General features: G+C 72.1%; 11 protein-coding genes. 5 read left to right on the top strand and 6 right to left on the bottom strand.

The features are described 5' to 3' along the window. Window positions 1–4: 4 nt before the first annotated feature. The 3 genes from minC to minE are packed head-to-tail and all read left to right on the top strand — an operon-like array spanning window position 5 to window position 1,996. Window positions 5–853, top strand: coding sequence for a septum site-determining protein MinC (gene minC / locus ABL310_RS17335; protein ID WP_349368255.1), 849 nt, complete (start codon window positions 5–7; stop codon window positions 851–853). Window positions 854–896: 43 nt separating this feature from the next. Next, entirely contained in the window at window positions 897–1,712 is an 816-nt protein-coding gene (gene minD / locus ABL310_RS17330) for a septum site-determining protein MinD (RefSeq protein ID WP_349368254.1), read from the top strand. Further along, window positions 1,709–1,996, top strand: coding sequence for a cell division topological specificity factor MinE (gene minE / locus ABL310_RS17325; RefSeq protein WP_349368253.1), 288 nt, complete (start codon window positions 1,709–1,711; stop codon window positions 1,994–1,996). Before minD ends, minE begins: the two co-directional genes overlap by 4 nt. 23 nt (window positions 1,997–2,019) lie before the next feature. On the opposite strand, the gene ABL310_RS17320 is transcribed toward minE, so the two are convergent. Further along, window positions 2,020–2,259, bottom strand: coding sequence for a hypothetical protein (locus ABL310_RS17320; protein ID WP_349368252.1), 240 nt, complete (start codon window positions 2,257–2,259; stop codon window positions 2,020–2,022). Window positions 2,260–2,805: 546 nt separating this feature from the next. On the opposite strand from ABL310_RS17320, the gene hisN reads away from it, so the two are divergent. After that, window positions 2,806–3,594 (top strand): histidinol-phosphatase, encoded by a 789-nt coding sequence (gene hisN / locus ABL310_RS17315; protein WP_349368251.1) that lies wholly within the window; start codon window positions 2,806–2,808, stop codon window positions 3,592–3,594. Window positions 3,595–3,707: 113 nt separating this feature from the next. On the opposite strand, the gene katG is transcribed toward hisN, so the two are convergent. After that, entirely contained in the window at window positions 3,708–5,900 is a 2,193-nt protein-coding gene (katG, locus tag ABL310_RS17310; protein WP_349368250.1) for a catalase/peroxidase HPI, read from the bottom strand. A gap of 188 nt (window positions 5,901–6,088) precedes the next feature. Between katG and ABL310_RS17305 the strand changes: the two genes are divergently transcribed. Further along, window positions 6,089–6,985: a LysR substrate-binding domain-containing protein gene (locus tag ABL310_RS17305; protein ID WP_349372084.1), complete on the top strand. Its 897-nt coding sequence runs from the start codon at window positions 6,089–6,091 to the stop codon at window positions 6,983–6,985. A gap of 35 nt (window positions 6,986–7,020) precedes the next feature. On the opposite strand, the gene ABL310_RS17300 is transcribed toward ABL310_RS17305, so the two are convergent. From ABL310_RS17300 to ABL310_RS17285, 4 genes are all read right to left on the bottom strand, one after another. Then, window positions 7,021–7,965, bottom strand: coding sequence for a ribose-phosphate pyrophosphokinase (locus tag ABL310_RS17300; protein ID WP_349368249.1), 945 nt, complete (start codon window positions 7,963–7,965; stop codon window positions 7,021–7,023). Window positions 7,966–8,092: 127 nt separating this feature from the next. Further along, entirely contained in the window at window positions 8,093–8,332 is a 240-nt protein-coding gene (locus ABL310_RS17295; protein WP_349368248.1) for a hypothetical protein, read from the bottom strand. A 100-nt stretch (window positions 8,333–8,432) separates the two neighbouring features. Then, complete coding sequence (locus ABL310_RS17290; RefSeq protein ID WP_349368247.1) at window positions 8,433–9,641, bottom strand: cell wall hydrolase; 1,209 nt, start codon at window positions 9,639–9,641, stop codon at window positions 8,433–8,435. A gap of 123 nt (window positions 9,642–9,764) precedes the next feature. Beyond that, window positions 9,765–13,031 (bottom strand): PAS domain S-box protein, encoded by a 3,267-nt coding sequence (locus ABL310_RS17285; RefSeq protein WP_349368246.1) that lies wholly within the window; start codon window positions 13,029–13,031, stop codon window positions 9,765–9,767. Window positions 13,032–13,049 lie beyond the last annotated feature (18 nt).

Raw genomic sequence — 13,049 nt, 5'->3', positions numbered from 1 at the left:
ACCCATGACCGCCCAGAACGCGATCCGCTTCCGCGGCCGCTCCTTCGTCGCGCTCGTGCTCGCGCCGGAGCTGCCCTTCGACGATTGGCTCTCCCGGCTCGACGCGCTGGCCGAGAAGTCCGCCGGCTTCTTTCTCGGGCGCCCCATCGTGCTCGACCTGAAGGGGCTCTCGGTGAACCGCGACGGGCTGGGCGAGCTCGTCGAGAAGCTCGCCGAGCGCGGCGTGAGCATCATGGGCGTGGAGAACGCCAAGCCCTCGCAGCTCGGCCCCGGCCTGCCGCCGGAGATGCGCGGCGGGCGTCCGGCGAACGACATCGATCCGGTGGCGGAGGCCGAGCGCGCCGCCGCCGCGGCCGCCGCCGCCAGGGAGGCCGCCGAGAAGGCCGCGGCCGAGGCGGCCGAGCGCGGCGCCGAGCGCGACGCGGCGAGCGAAGCCGCCGCCAAGGAGGCGGCCGAGGCGGCCGTCACCGCCGCGAGCGCCGCCGCCGCGGCCGAGGCCGCGCCCGGCCAGGCAGCGCACGGCCTGCCCTCGCTGATCATCGACCAGCCGGTGCGCTCTGGCCAGTCCATCGTCTTCACGGAAGGCGACGTGACCGTGCTCGGCTCGGTGGCCTCGGGCTCCGAGATCGTCGCCGGCGGCTCGATCCACGTCTACGGCGCCTTGCGCGGCCGGGCGCTGGCGGGCGCGACGGGCAATCCCGACGCGCGGATCTTCTGCCGCAAGCTCGAGGCCGAGCTCGTGGCGATCGACGGCCTCTACAAGACGGCCGAGGACATGCAGGCGCAGCTGCGCGGCCAGCCGGCTCAGGTCTGGCTCGAGGGCGACGCCATGAAGATTGCGACGATCGGCTGACGCACGGCCGACGGCGCGGGGGCAATGGACGGAGGTGACGGCGATGGCCAAGGTTCTGGTCGTGACATCGGGTAAGGGAGGCGTCGGCAAGACGACCTCGACCGCAGCGCTCGGGGCGGCTCTCGCCTCGACGGGGAAGAACGTGGTGGTGGTCGACTTCGACGTCGGCCTGCGCAATCTCGATCTGGTGATGGGCGCCGAGCGGCGCGTGGTCTACGACCTGATCAACGTCGTGCAGGGCGACGCGAAGCTCGCCCAGGCGCTGATCCGCGACAAGCGCTGCGAGACGCTGCATCTGCTGCCGGCGTCGCAGACCCGCGACAAGGACAACCTCACCGCCGAGGGCGTCTCCAAGGTCATGGACGACTTGCGCGAGAAGTTCGACTGGGTGATCTGCGACAGCCCCGCCGGCATCGAGCGCGGCGCGACGCTGGCCATGCGCCACGCCGACGAGGCGATCGTGGTGACCAATCCCGAGGTGTCCTCGGTGCGCGATTCGGACCGCATCATCGGCCTCCTCGATTCGAAGACGATCAAGGCGGAGGCCGGCGAGCGGGTGTCGAAGCACCTGCTGCTCACCCGCTACGACCCGCTGCGCGCGGAGCGCGGCGACATGCTGAAGGTGGACGACGTCCTCGAGATCCTCTCGATCCCGCTCCTCGGCATCATCCCCGAGAGCCAGGACGTGCTCCGCGCCTCGAACCTCGGCAGCCCCGTCACCCTCTGCGAGCCGCATTCGGCGCCTGCGCGCGCCTATTTCGACGCGGCCCGCCGATTGGAGGGGGCGCAGCTGCCGGTGGTGGTACCCAGCGAGAAGAAGAGCTTCCTGGGCAAGCTCTTCGGAAGGAGGGCCGCATGAGTCTCTTCAGCCTGTTCTCCCGGCGGTCGTCCGCGCCCGTCGCGCGCGAGCGGCTCCAGGTCCTGCTCGCTCACGAGCGCGCCGTGATCGGCAATTCCGATCTCGTCGCGGTCCTGCGCGAGGAGATCCTGTCCGTCATCGCCAAGCACGTGCCGGTCGAGCGCGACAAGGTGCGGGTGAAGATGGATCGGGGCGAGTCCGTGTCGCTGCTCGAGGTCGACATCGAGCTGCCGGAGATTCCCGCCGGCTTCGGCGAGAGGACGCCCCAGAGCAAGGTCGCCTGACGGCGCGGTCGCCCGCGTCGCGCTCAGTGCTCCTCGAGGTCGCGCGCGAGGCGGGCGACCTCGTCGGCCGTTGCGTGCAGCTCCTCGGCGAGGGCGCGCAGCGCCCGGGCGCGCGCGGGATGGAGCGCCTCGTCGCTCGCCGCGCTCGCGGCGAAGGCGTGCGCTTGCTCGCGCAGGCTCTCCGCCCGGCGGGCCAGACGGCCCGCCTGCGATCGCACGCGCCCCGGCGGGCGATGTGCATCCCCGTTCGCCGGCTCGTCCATTCCCGCGCTTTCGTTTGCACATCTTCGAGATGTGCTTTTTTTTTACTTTTGGTAAGCCTCTTCCGGACGCGATAGATCCGCGTCGCTGCGTCGCAGTCACTTACAAATGTTAGACTTGGAGCGCCGAGACGGTGTGAGCGGGTGTGCGCGCCGCCGAATTCGACCAAAGACGGTCTTTTCGCACGCCGCGCCGGAGGCGACAACGAACGCCCTCGGAAGACCGACCGAAAAAAAGGGCCGCTCCGAGGAGCGGCCCAAGTCTAGGGAGGAAACGCCCAAGGAGGGCATGCGGGAGGACAACGCCAATGCCCTACCGCACTGCACAATATACATTGCGCCGCACAAAAGGCAAGAGCGCGAAGCGCCGGCCCTCCCGCGGTCAACGCAGGACGCCATGCGCACGGCGCATGCGTCGCGGCGTCGCGCAGCCGGGCGTCGCGATCGGGAACGGCAAGTCGATCCGCCATGGCCCGCGCGACCGGGCTTGCCGTCCGCGCTGCGCTTGCTAGAACGAAGCTTCGCGTGCGCTCGGGAGATGACGGCGGCATGGCTCTGATCGATTTCGCTGGCTTCGTGGACGACCTGGCCACCGCCTCGGGGAAGGCCATCCTGCCCTTCTTCCGCACCAGCCTCTCGGCCAGCGACAAGGGCGGCCGCGACGGCCGCTTCGACCCGGTCACCGAAGCCGACAAGGCGGGCGAGTCGGCCATGCGCCACCTGATCAAGCGCGCCTTCCCCGGCCACGGCATCGTCGGCGAGGAATTCGGGGCCGAGAAGGCGGACGCCGAGTACGTCTGGGTGCTCGATCCGATCGACGGCACCCGCGCCTTCATCTCCGGCCTGCCCACCTGGGGTACGCTCATCGGGCTCACCCGCAACGGCAGACCCTGCTACGGGCTGATGCACCAGCCCTTCACGGGCGAGCGCTTCTTCGGCGATTGCGGCAAGGCCTCCTACAAGGGGCCCGGCGGCGAGCGGCGCCTGCGCACGCGCCGCTGCGCGAGCCTCGCCGAGGCCACCCTGTCCTCCACGAGCCCGCGGCTCTTCGCCCAGGGCGCCGAGCGCGCCGCTTTCGAGCGGGTCGAGGGCGCGGCGCGCAACGTGCGATTCGGGTTCGACTGCTACGCCTATTGCATGGTCGCCGCCGGCCACATCGACGTCGTCGTCGAAGCCGGGCTGCAGCCCTACGACATCGTGGCGCTCGTCCCGATCATCGAGGGCGCAGGCGGCGTCGTCACGAGCTGGGACGGCGGCGATCCGGCCCAGGGCGGCGCCATCGTCGCCGCCGGAGACCGGCGCGTGCACGAGGAAACGCTGAAGCTGCTGGCGGGGTGAGACGCCCCGCCGATCCGTCGGCGCGCCGCCCGTTCCATCGTCCCGCACAGAAACGGCGAGGGGCGCGGCCGTTCCCGGCCGCGCCCCCTGTCGTCGTCCCGATCCGTACGCGCTCAGGCGAGGTCGAAGCGGTCGAGGTTCATCACCTTGGTCCAGGCCGCGACGAAGTCGTGCACGAACTTCGACCGGGCGTCGTCGCAGGCGTAGACCTCGGACAGCGCCCGCAGCTGCGAGTTCGAGCCGAAGACGAGGTCCACGCGCGTGCCGGTCCACTTCACCGCGCCGGTGGCGCGATCACGGCCCTCGAAGGCGTTCGCCTCGCCGGCGACGGGCATCCACAGCGTGCCGAAGTCGAGGAGGTTGACGAAGAAGTCGTTCGTCAGCGCTCCCGGGCGGTCCGTGAGGACGCCGTGCCGCGAGCCGTCCCAGTTGGCCCCGAGCGCCCGCAGGCCGCCGACGAGGACGGTCATCTCGGGAGCGGTGAGGGTGAGGAGCTGCGCCTTGTCGACGAGGAGCTCCTCCGGGGAGGCCGTGTAGGTCGCCTTCAGGTAGTTGCGGAAGCCGTCGGCCTCGGGCTCCATCACCGCGAAGGACTCGACGTCCGTCTGCTCCTGCGACGCGTCGGTGCGGCCCGGCGCGAAGGGCACCTCGACCGTGTGACCGGCCGCGCGGGCGGCCTCCTCGACGGCGGCCGAGCCGGCGAGGACGATCAGGTCGGCGAGCGAGACCTTCTTGCCGTCGGTGCGGCCGGCCTCGAAGGACGCCTTGATCCCCTCGAGCGCCGCGAGCACGCCGGCGAGCGCGTCGGGCCGGTTGACCTCCCAGTCCTTCTGCGGCGCGAGGCGGATGCGCGCGCCGTTGGCGCCGCCGCGCTTGTCCGAGCCGCGGAAGCTCGAGGCCGAGGCCCAGGCGGCGAGCACGAGATCGCGCGCCGGCACGCCGGAGGCGAGGATCTGCGCCTTGAGGGCCGCCACGTCGTCGGCGTCGACGAGGGCGTGGTCGACGGCCGGCACCGGGTCCTGCCAGACGAGCACCTCCTCCGGAACTTCCGGGCCGACATAGAGGGCGCGCGGGCCCATGTCGCGGTGGGTCAGCTTGAACCAGGCGCGGGCGAAGGCGTCGGCGAACTCGTCCGGGTTCTGGTGGAAGCGCCGGGAGATCTTCTCGTAGATCGGGTCCATGCGCATGGCCATGTCGGCCGTGGTCATCATCAGCGGGACGGTCTTGCCCGAGCCGTCGACCTCCGGCGCGTGGTCCTTCTCGGCGAGGCCCTTCGCCGCCCACTGCCAGGCGCCGGCGGGGCTCTTCACGAGCTCCCACTCGTAGCCGAACAGGACGTCGAAATACCCCATGTCCCACTTCACCGGGTTCGGGGTCCAGGGACCCTCGATGCCGCTGGTGATCGTATGGACGCCGTGGCCGCTCTCGTAGGAGCTCTTCCAGCCGAGCCCCATCAGCTCGATGTCGGCGGCCTCCGGCTCGCGGGCGAGATGCGCCGCCGGGCCGGCGCCGTGGGACTTGCCGAAGGTGTGGCCGCCGGCGACGAGGGCGACGGTCTCCTCGTCGTTCATCGCCATGCGCGCGAAGGTCTCGCGGATGTCGCGGCCGGACGCGACCGGGTCCGGATTGCCGTTCGGGCCCTCCGGGTTGACGTAGATGAGGCCCATCTGCACGGCGGCGAGCGGCCGCTCGAGCTCACGGTCGCCGGCATAGCGCTTGTCGCCGAGCCACTCGGCCTCGGAGCCCCAGTAGATGTCCTCCTCGGGCTCCCAGATGTCGGCGCGCCCGCCGCCGAAGCCGAAGGTCTTCAGCCCCATGTCCTCCAGCGCGCAATTGCCGGCGAGGATCATCAGGTCGGCCCAGGAGAGCCGGCGGCCGTACTTCTGCTTGATCGGCCACAGCAGCATGCGGGCCTTGTCGAGATTGGTGTTGTCCGGCCAGGAATTGAGCGGCGCGAAGCGCTGCGTGCCCGAGCCGGCGCCGCCGCGGCCGTCGGCGGTGCGGTAGGTGCCGGCCGAGTGCCAGGCCATGCGGATGAACAGCGGGCCGTAATGGCCGTAATCCGCCGGCCACCAGTTTTGCGAGGTCTTCATCAGGGCGTAGATGTCGTTCTTGACCGCCTTGAGGTCGAGCTTCGCGAATTCCGCCGCGTAGTCGAAGGCGCCACCCATCGGGCCGCCCGCCGGCGGGTTCTGGTGGAGCATCTTCAGGTTCAGCTGGTTGGGCCACCAGTCGCGGTTCGTCACCCGCCGCGGCCCGTGCGCCACGGGGCAGCCCCCCGTGGTGAGAGCGCTGATCTCGTCCATGCCTTCCTCCGGTCGTGTCTGCTCGAAGCGGCGCCGTGCCTTGTCGCTCGGGTTCCGCCGATGCGTGAATTCTACCCAGGATCGTAACATGCCCCAGGGCGAACGCGCTAGTCCCTACAGGTTGACTTTGGACCAATTCTATCATCAGGTAAATTCGATTTTTCTGATCGGAGCGATAAGCAGAGATGATGCCGAACGTCACGCTGCGCCAGCTCGCCTATTTCGACGCGCTGGCCAGGCACGGTCATTTCGGACGCGCCGCGGAGGCCTGCGCCGTCTCGCAGCCGGCGCTCTCCATGCAGATCAAGGAGCTGGAGCAGACGCTCGGCGCGGCCCTGTTCGAACGCAGCGGCCGCGCGGTCGGTCTCACCGCCTTCGGGGAGGTCTTCGCCGAGCGCGTGCGGGAGATCCTGCGCTCGGTCGACGAGCTCGGCGCGCTGGCGCGGACGTCGCGGGACGAGCTCGCGGGGCCGCTGCGGATCGGCGTCATCCCCACCGTCGCGCCCTACCTGCTGCCCCGCATCGTCGGGAACCTCACGCAGCTCCATCCGGATCTCGACATCCGCCTGCGCGAATCGATCACCCCGACGCTGATACGCGAGCTGGGGGAGGGGCGTCTCGACGCCGCCCTGGTCGCGCTTCCGGTCTCGGAGCCGAGCTTCGAGGAGGTGGCGCTGTTCACCGAGGCCTTCGTGCTCGTCCGCCCCCTCGCCGATGCCGGCAAGCCCGCGCCCGCGCCGGAGACGCTCGCGAGCATGAAGCTCCTCCTCCTCGAGGAGGGGCATTGCTTCCGCCAGCAGGCCTTGTCCTTCTGCGCCCTCAGCTCCGTGCGCCCGCGCGAGCTGATGGACGCCAGCTCGCTCTCGACGCTCGTGCAGCTCGTCGGCGCGGGGATCGGCGTGACGCTCATCCCGGAGATGGCCGTTTCGGTGGAGACCCGGTCCGCGCCCGTCAGCGTCGTGCGCTTCGAGGAGCCTCAGCCTTCGCGCACCATCGGCATGATCTGGCGCAAGTCGAGCCCCATCGCGCCTCAGCTCGTCCGGGTGTCGCAGGCCGTCGGCCGGCTCGCGCCGGCGCCCGCGTGAGCGCCGCCGAGACGGGTTGGCGCGCCCTCGCGCCCTTACTCCACCCGGAACAGCTCGCTGACCGAATCGCCGTTGTGGATGCGCCGGATCGCCTCGGCCAGCGCCGGCGCCACCGAGATCACGGTGAGCTTCTCGATCCGGTCCTCGTCGCGAATGGGAACGGTGTCCGTGCAGACGATCTCCACCACGCCCTCGATGGCGGCCAGGCGGTGGACCGCGCCCGGAGCGAAGACGCCGTGCGTGCAGGCCAGGCGTACGCTGCGCACGTTCTGCTGCCGCAGGTGGCCGACCACCTCCACCATGGTCGAGCCCTTGGCGATCTCGTCGTCGAGGATGATGACGTCGCGATCCTGCACGTCGCCGACGACGGCGCTGACCCGAACGTCCGTGTCGCTGATTCGCTTCTTCGCCGCGACGGCGAAGCTCGTCCCGAGCACCTTCGCGAGCGCCGCCGCCTCCTTGGCGTTGCCGAGGTCGGGCGAGACGACCACGGTGCGCGACAGGTCCCCGCGCTTGAAATGCTCGCCGAGCTCGTGGAGGGCGTGGAGATGGTCGACCGGGACGCTGAAGAAGCCGTGCACCTGCGGCGAATGCAGCGTCATCGTCAGCACGCGGCTCGCCCCGGCGGTGGCGAGCAGGTCCGCGACGAGGCGCCCGCCCAGCGAGATGCGCGGCGCGTCCTTCTTGTCCGAGCGCGCGTAGGAATAATGCGGGATGACGACGGTGCGCCGCGCCGCCGACGCGCCGCGCGCGGCGTCGAGCATCAGGAGCAGCTCGAGCAGGTTCTCCTGCACCGGCGGGCAGAGCGGCTGGATGAGGAACACGTCCCGCTCGCGGCAGTTCGCCTGCAGCTGCACCTCGAGGCAGTCGTTGGCGAAGCGACGCAGCTCCGAGGGAAGAAGCGGCACGCGCAGCGCGTCGCAAATCGCGCGCGCGAGCCTGCGATGCGCGCTTCCGCTGAAGACCGCGATCTCGCCCACGGCCGGCCCTCCTGCTTCGGACGACCGAACCCTAGCCTTGCGAGGGGCGCCGCGACAAGGGGCTGTTTCGGTCTCGCGCGCACATTCAGCACGCGTGAGGTCTCGCGCATCGTCGCATCGCGCGGCTCTAGACGGTGGAGCCGTCCGCCCCGTCCGTGACCACGACCTCGGCGACGATGCCGAGGCGAGCGAGCTCGCGCAGCACGGTGCGCCGCGCCTCCTCGGGATCGATCCCGTCGCCCGGGGCGATGCGGATCTCGAGTGATCCGGTCCGCGCCGCCTCGGCCCCGTTGGTGCGGAACGAGGCGATCTCGCCCGCGCGCACGCGCTCGTTCAAGGTCTTGTTGACGTCGCCCCAGGATCTCATCCGCACCTCCGCTCTTTCGGCCCCGCTCAGGCAACGGCGAAACCCGGCCGTCGGGTCCCTCGGCGGCTCTCTTCCCTGTGGACGAGGGTGGCGGCGGCGGTCAGCGCTGGCCGGGGCGCAGCTGGTAGAAGATGTGGCGGCCGATCGTGTCGGCGTGGCGCAGGCGGCTCGCCCAGCGCGGGCGGACGTAGTCGGCGTGGTAGTGCGTGGCGTTGCCGACCGCGAAGAGGTAGGTCTCGCCCTCCAGCACCGCCGCCGCGATCCGCTTCGCCCGCTCCCAGGCCGCCGGCTCGGTGACCCGCAGCGACTTGCCCTCGCAGGTGAAGGTGAACTGGCAGGCGAGGTGGCGGTGGCTGTTCTGGAACACCACGCCGCAGATCGTGTCCGGGTAGAGGTCCGACTTCACCCGGTTCAGCACCACCTGCGCGACGGCGGCCTGCCCCTGCTCGGGCTCCGAGCGCGCCTCGAAATAGACCGCCTGCTCGAGGCAGCGGCGCTCGCGCGCGAGATGGGCGGGATCGACGAGGTCGAGGAAGCGCGGCGCGCCGGCCATGATCGCGGCCGGCAGCGACACGGGAGCGGCCGCGACGGAGACCGGCGCCCAGGTACGGGCGGTCGGCGTGGTCGAGGCGAAGGTCGCGGCGCGCGCGACGCCGGGCGTCGCGCCCTCGCGGGCGTCGGCGAGGCCGCGGGCGAGGCCGCGGCCGGTGGAGCCCTGCTCGGACGCGACAGGCGAGAGGGCGGCGGTCGCGATCTCGGTGCGGGTCTCCTCCCGGCGCTCGAACACGCCGGCGGTGGTGACGAGGACCGGCATCGCCTCGCCGTGGGCGAGCCGCTCGGCCGGCAGGCGCGCCGGATCGACGGAGACGAGCGAGAGCGCCGGCGCGGCGAGATCGCCGCCGAGGCGGCTGAGCGAGGGGCGCACGTCGCCCGCGGGATCGGCCTTGGCCGCGCGGTTGACGCGGGCGGGGGCGGTGTCGGGGGCGGGGTCCGGCGCCGGCGCCTTCGCGCCGAGGCGCGGGGCGGCGCCCGCCGGCGCGGCCTCGGACAGGGGGAGGGCGAAGCGCGCCGCGCTCGATTCGAGCGACAGCGCGAGGCGCCCGGCGAGATCGGGCGCCACGGGCGCGATGAGCAGGCCCTCGGCGGTGAGGCGCGCGGCGGGGGAGGGGGTCTCGATGGAGCGCCCGGTCTCGATGTTCACGCCCGCGGTGGCGGTGAAGGAGACGAGCATGCCCGCGCCGAGCGCCCAGGGGGCGACGGTCGCGCAGATCCAGCGCATCCGGACGAACTTGCGGGGGCGGCGGCGCATGCGCACGGCTTCTCACTCCACTTGGGCCGACGCGCCGTGTCGTCGGCATGGGGCAGAGTCGCGCGATCGGGTTGAGGATGGGTTAACCGCGTTTTCGCGAAGCGGGCGGGTGTGGCGCGCCCGTCACGACCCGTGCAGCGGCACGACGGTGCCCGAGGGCGCGCCCGAGGCCCGCACGACGCGCGCCAGCGTCGCGTCCAGCTCGTCGGTCCCGAAGGGCTTGGAGAGCCGCGCGTCGACGAGGCCGCTCGTGTCCTGTGGAAGCTCGGAATAGCCGCTCGCGAGCACGATCGGCAGGCGAGGGCGGCGCGCGCGGATCGCCTCGGCGAGCTGGAGGCCGGTCATGCCGGGCATCGCCTGGTCGGTGAGGACGAGGTCGATCGCGGTGGCGTCCTCGAGGCGCCCGAGCGCCTCGGCGCCCGAGCCCGCCTCGATCACGTCGTGGCCGAGATCCTCGAGCATGGTCGCCGTTCCCATCAGCACCAGCGCGTCGTCGTCGACGACGAGGATGCGCAGCCGCCGCCGGTCCCCCGCCGGCGCGGCGCCGCGGTCCGGCGCGCGCGCCGGCGCAGGGGCGTGCCGCGCGGCGTCCGCGACGGGCAGGAGGATCTCCGCCGTGGTGCCGGCGCCCCTTTCGCTCGACAGCCGGAAACGCCCGCCGGACTGCTCGGCGAGCCCGTGCACCATGGCGAGGCCCAGCCCCGTCCCCTTGCCGACGCCCTTCGTCGTGAAGAACGGCTCCATCGCCCGCTCGAGGGTGCGCTGGTCCATGCCTTCGCCGGTATCGCTGAGGCGCACGCGCACGAACCCGCCGGCGTGTCGACCGTCCTCCGCGGGGAGACGGACCGAATCGACGGCGATGGTGAGCGCGCCCCCCTCCGGCATGGCGTCGCGTGCGTTGACGGCGAGGTTGACGAGGGCGAGCTCCAGCTGGTTCGCGTCGACGAGCGCCTTCGGGACGCCGGCCTCGAAGCGGTTCTCGATGGCGATCTGCGGTCCGATCGAGCGGCGCAGCAGGTCGGTCATGCCGATGACGAGCTCGGGCACGTCCACCGCGTGGGGCTCCAGCACCTGCTTGCGGGCGAAGGCGAGCATGCGCTGCGTCAGCGCGACGCCGCGCTCCGCGCCCTGCACCGCGTTGGCGATGAGGCGCTGCGCGCGCGCGTCGTCCGGAACGCGCTTCTTCAGCAGCGTCAGCGCGCTCAGCACCGCCATCAGCAGGTTGTTGAAGTCGTGCGCGATGCCGCCGGTGAGCTGGCCGAGGCTCTCCATCTTCTGCAGCTGGACGAGCTTCGCCGCGCCCTCGGCGACGCGGGCCTCGAGGTCGGCGTTGAGCCGCGCCAGCGCATCGCGCGCCTCGCGGCGCTCGGTCACGTCGTAGTTGACGCCGCGCATGCGCACGGGCTCGCCGGAGGCGTCGCGCAGCACCTCGCCGCGACCCGCGAGCCAGCGGATCTCCCCGTCGGGGCGTACGATCCGGAACTCCATGTCGAAGGGCGCGCGACCGGCGAGCGCACCGTCGAGACGCTGCTGCACGAGGGCGCGATCGTCGGGATGGAGCGCCTGGATGAAGGCGCTGTAGGACGGCGAGCGGTGTCCCGGCGCGAGCCCGAGCAGCGCGTGCATCGGACCGGTCCAGACCACGTCCCCCGTCGGGATGTGCCATTCCCAGGTGACGATGCCGCCGGCGACCTGCGCCAGGCGCAGGCGCTCCTCGCTCGCGAGCAGCGCCTCCTCGGCGCGCTTGCGCTCGGAGACGTCCTCGAAGGTCGAGACCGCCAGCACGATGGCGCCCTGCGCGTCGCGGATCGGCGCCGCGGAGACCTCGAGATCGGTGAGCGTGCCGTCCCCGCGGCGATAGGCCATGGGCTCGCGGTCGACGACCTCCCCGCTGAGGAGCGCGCGCGCGATCGGGTAGTCCTCCGGCGCGTAGGGCGTGCCGTCCTCGTGCAGCGCGCCGTAGGCCTCGTAGCCGCCGTAATCCCGCGAGGGAATCAGCCGGTGCCCGATGATCTCCTCGCCCCTCGTGTTGTGGAACAGGAGCTCCCCCGAGGGCGCCCGGGCCACAGAGACGCCGATCGTCATCTGCTCCACGACGGCGCGCAGGCGCGCCTCGCTCTCGGCGAGCGAGGCCGCCGCCCGGCGCTCGGCGGTGACGTCGCGGAAGAAGATCGTCAGCCCCTCGGGCGAAGGATAGGCGTTGGCCTCGAAGCGCGTGTCCAGAGGGGCGTAGTACTGCTCGGCGCGGGTGGGCCGTCCGGTCTCCATGGCCTCGCTGTAGGCGCGGAACAGGTCGCCGCCGACCGCCCCGGGAAAGACCTCCCAGATGTTGCGTCCGATGAGGTCGCGTCCCTCGGCGATCTGCGCCTGCGCGCGGGCGTTGAGGTAGACGAAGCGCCAGGCGCGGTCGAGCACCATGACGCTGTCCGTGGTGCTCTCGAGCACGGCCCTGAGCCGCGCCTCCGAGCGGGCGAGCGCCGCCTTGCCCCGGCGCTCGTCGGCGACCGCGGCGAGGACGAGGGTCACCAGGATCGTCGCCGCGGCGAATTGCTGGGCGAAGACGACCCGGCCCTGCGTGGTCGCGGCGATGTCGGCGAACGGCCCGTGGCCGAGCGTCGCCCCGAGCGTGGCGCTGGCCGCGACGATGACGAGCGCGAGCGCCGTGCCGCGGACCTGGAAGGCGAGCGCGGCCCAGATCAGCACCGGATAGATCGCCCAGGTGCGCAGCTGCGGGGCCGGCTCGAGCAGGAACAGCAGATAGGAGACGAGCGCCGTCGCCGCGACGATCGTCGCGAGATGCAGCCAGTCGCGCAGCTCGAGCCGCCGGCTGTCGCCGTCGCTCCAGGCGAGGATCAGGGGGGCGAGCGTCATCGTCCCGACGAAGGCGCCGAACCACCAGAAGGCGAAGGTGGTGAAGGCGAAACCGGCCCCGAGCCCGGTCGACAGCGCCAGCGCGCCGGTCCCGACCCCGGCGGAGATCAGCGCGCCGGCCGCGGCCGCGAAGGCCAGCGCGAGCACGTCCGGCATCGCGGCGAGCTTGCGGTCCAAGGCGACGAAGCGGGTGAGGACGAGCGCCGGCACGGCGGCGGAGGCGGCGTTGCCGAGCGCGATCAGGATCTCGATCGGCAGGGCGTGCGTGGTGCCGACCGTGAGCCCCGCCGCGAGTCGCGCCAGCGCGATCGCCGGCCACAGCCGCACGCCGCCGAGGATCAGTCCCGCCAGCGCCACGCCGGCGGCGGGCCAGACCGGCGAGCCGGCGCCGCCGACCGCGGCCCATTGCAGGCCGAGCACCGCCGTCGCCCAATAGGCGAGCGCGAGCGCCGCCCCCGCGAGGAGGGGGCGGTCGCCCAAGGGCGCCGGTGCCGCCGTCTCGGTCTCGCGTACGTTCACGGCGCGGACCTTATCCGA

Origin of the sequence: Salinarimonas sp., assembly GCF_040111675.1 — a bacterium.
Classification (GTDB): Bacteria; Pseudomonadota; Alphaproteobacteria; order Rhizobiales; family Beijerinckiaceae; genus Salinarimonas.
The sequence above is the reverse complement of the archived record's forward strand: the minus strand, read 5'-3'. Positions and strand labels throughout refer to the sequence as shown.

Coding starts and splice junctions, on each gene's coding strand:
- minC (WP_349368255.1), top strand. CDS start 5: ATGACCGCCCAGAACGCGATCCGCTTCCGCGGCCGCTCCTTCGTCGCG.
- minD (WP_349368254.1), top strand. CDS start 897: ATGGCCAAGGTTCTGGTCGTGACATCGGGTAAGGGAGGCGTCGGCAAG.
- minE (WP_349368253.1), top strand. CDS start 1,709: ATGAGTCTCTTCAGCCTGTTCTCCCGGCGGTCGTCCGCGCCCGTCGCG.
- ABL310_RS17320 (WP_349368252.1), bottom strand. CDS start 2,259: ATGGACGAGCCGGCGAACGGGGATGCACATCGCCCGCCGGGGCGCGTG.
- hisN (WP_349368251.1), top strand. CDS start 2,806: ATGGCTCTGATCGATTTCGCTGGCTTCGTGGACGACCTGGCCACCGCC.
- katG (WP_349368250.1), bottom strand. CDS start 5,900: ATGGACGAGATCAGCGCTCTCACCACGGGGGGCTGCCCCGTGGCGCAC.
- ABL310_RS17305 (WP_349372084.1), top strand. CDS start 6,089: ATGCCGAACGTCACGCTGCGCCAGCTCGCCTATTTCGACGCGCTGGCC.
- ABL310_RS17295 (WP_349368248.1), bottom strand. CDS start 8,332: ATGAGATCCTGGGGCGACGTCAACAAGACCTTGAACGAGCGCGTGCGC.
- ABL310_RS17290 (WP_349368247.1), bottom strand. CDS start 9,641: ATGCGCCGCCGCCCCCGCAAGTTCGTCCGGATGCGCTGGATCTGCGCG.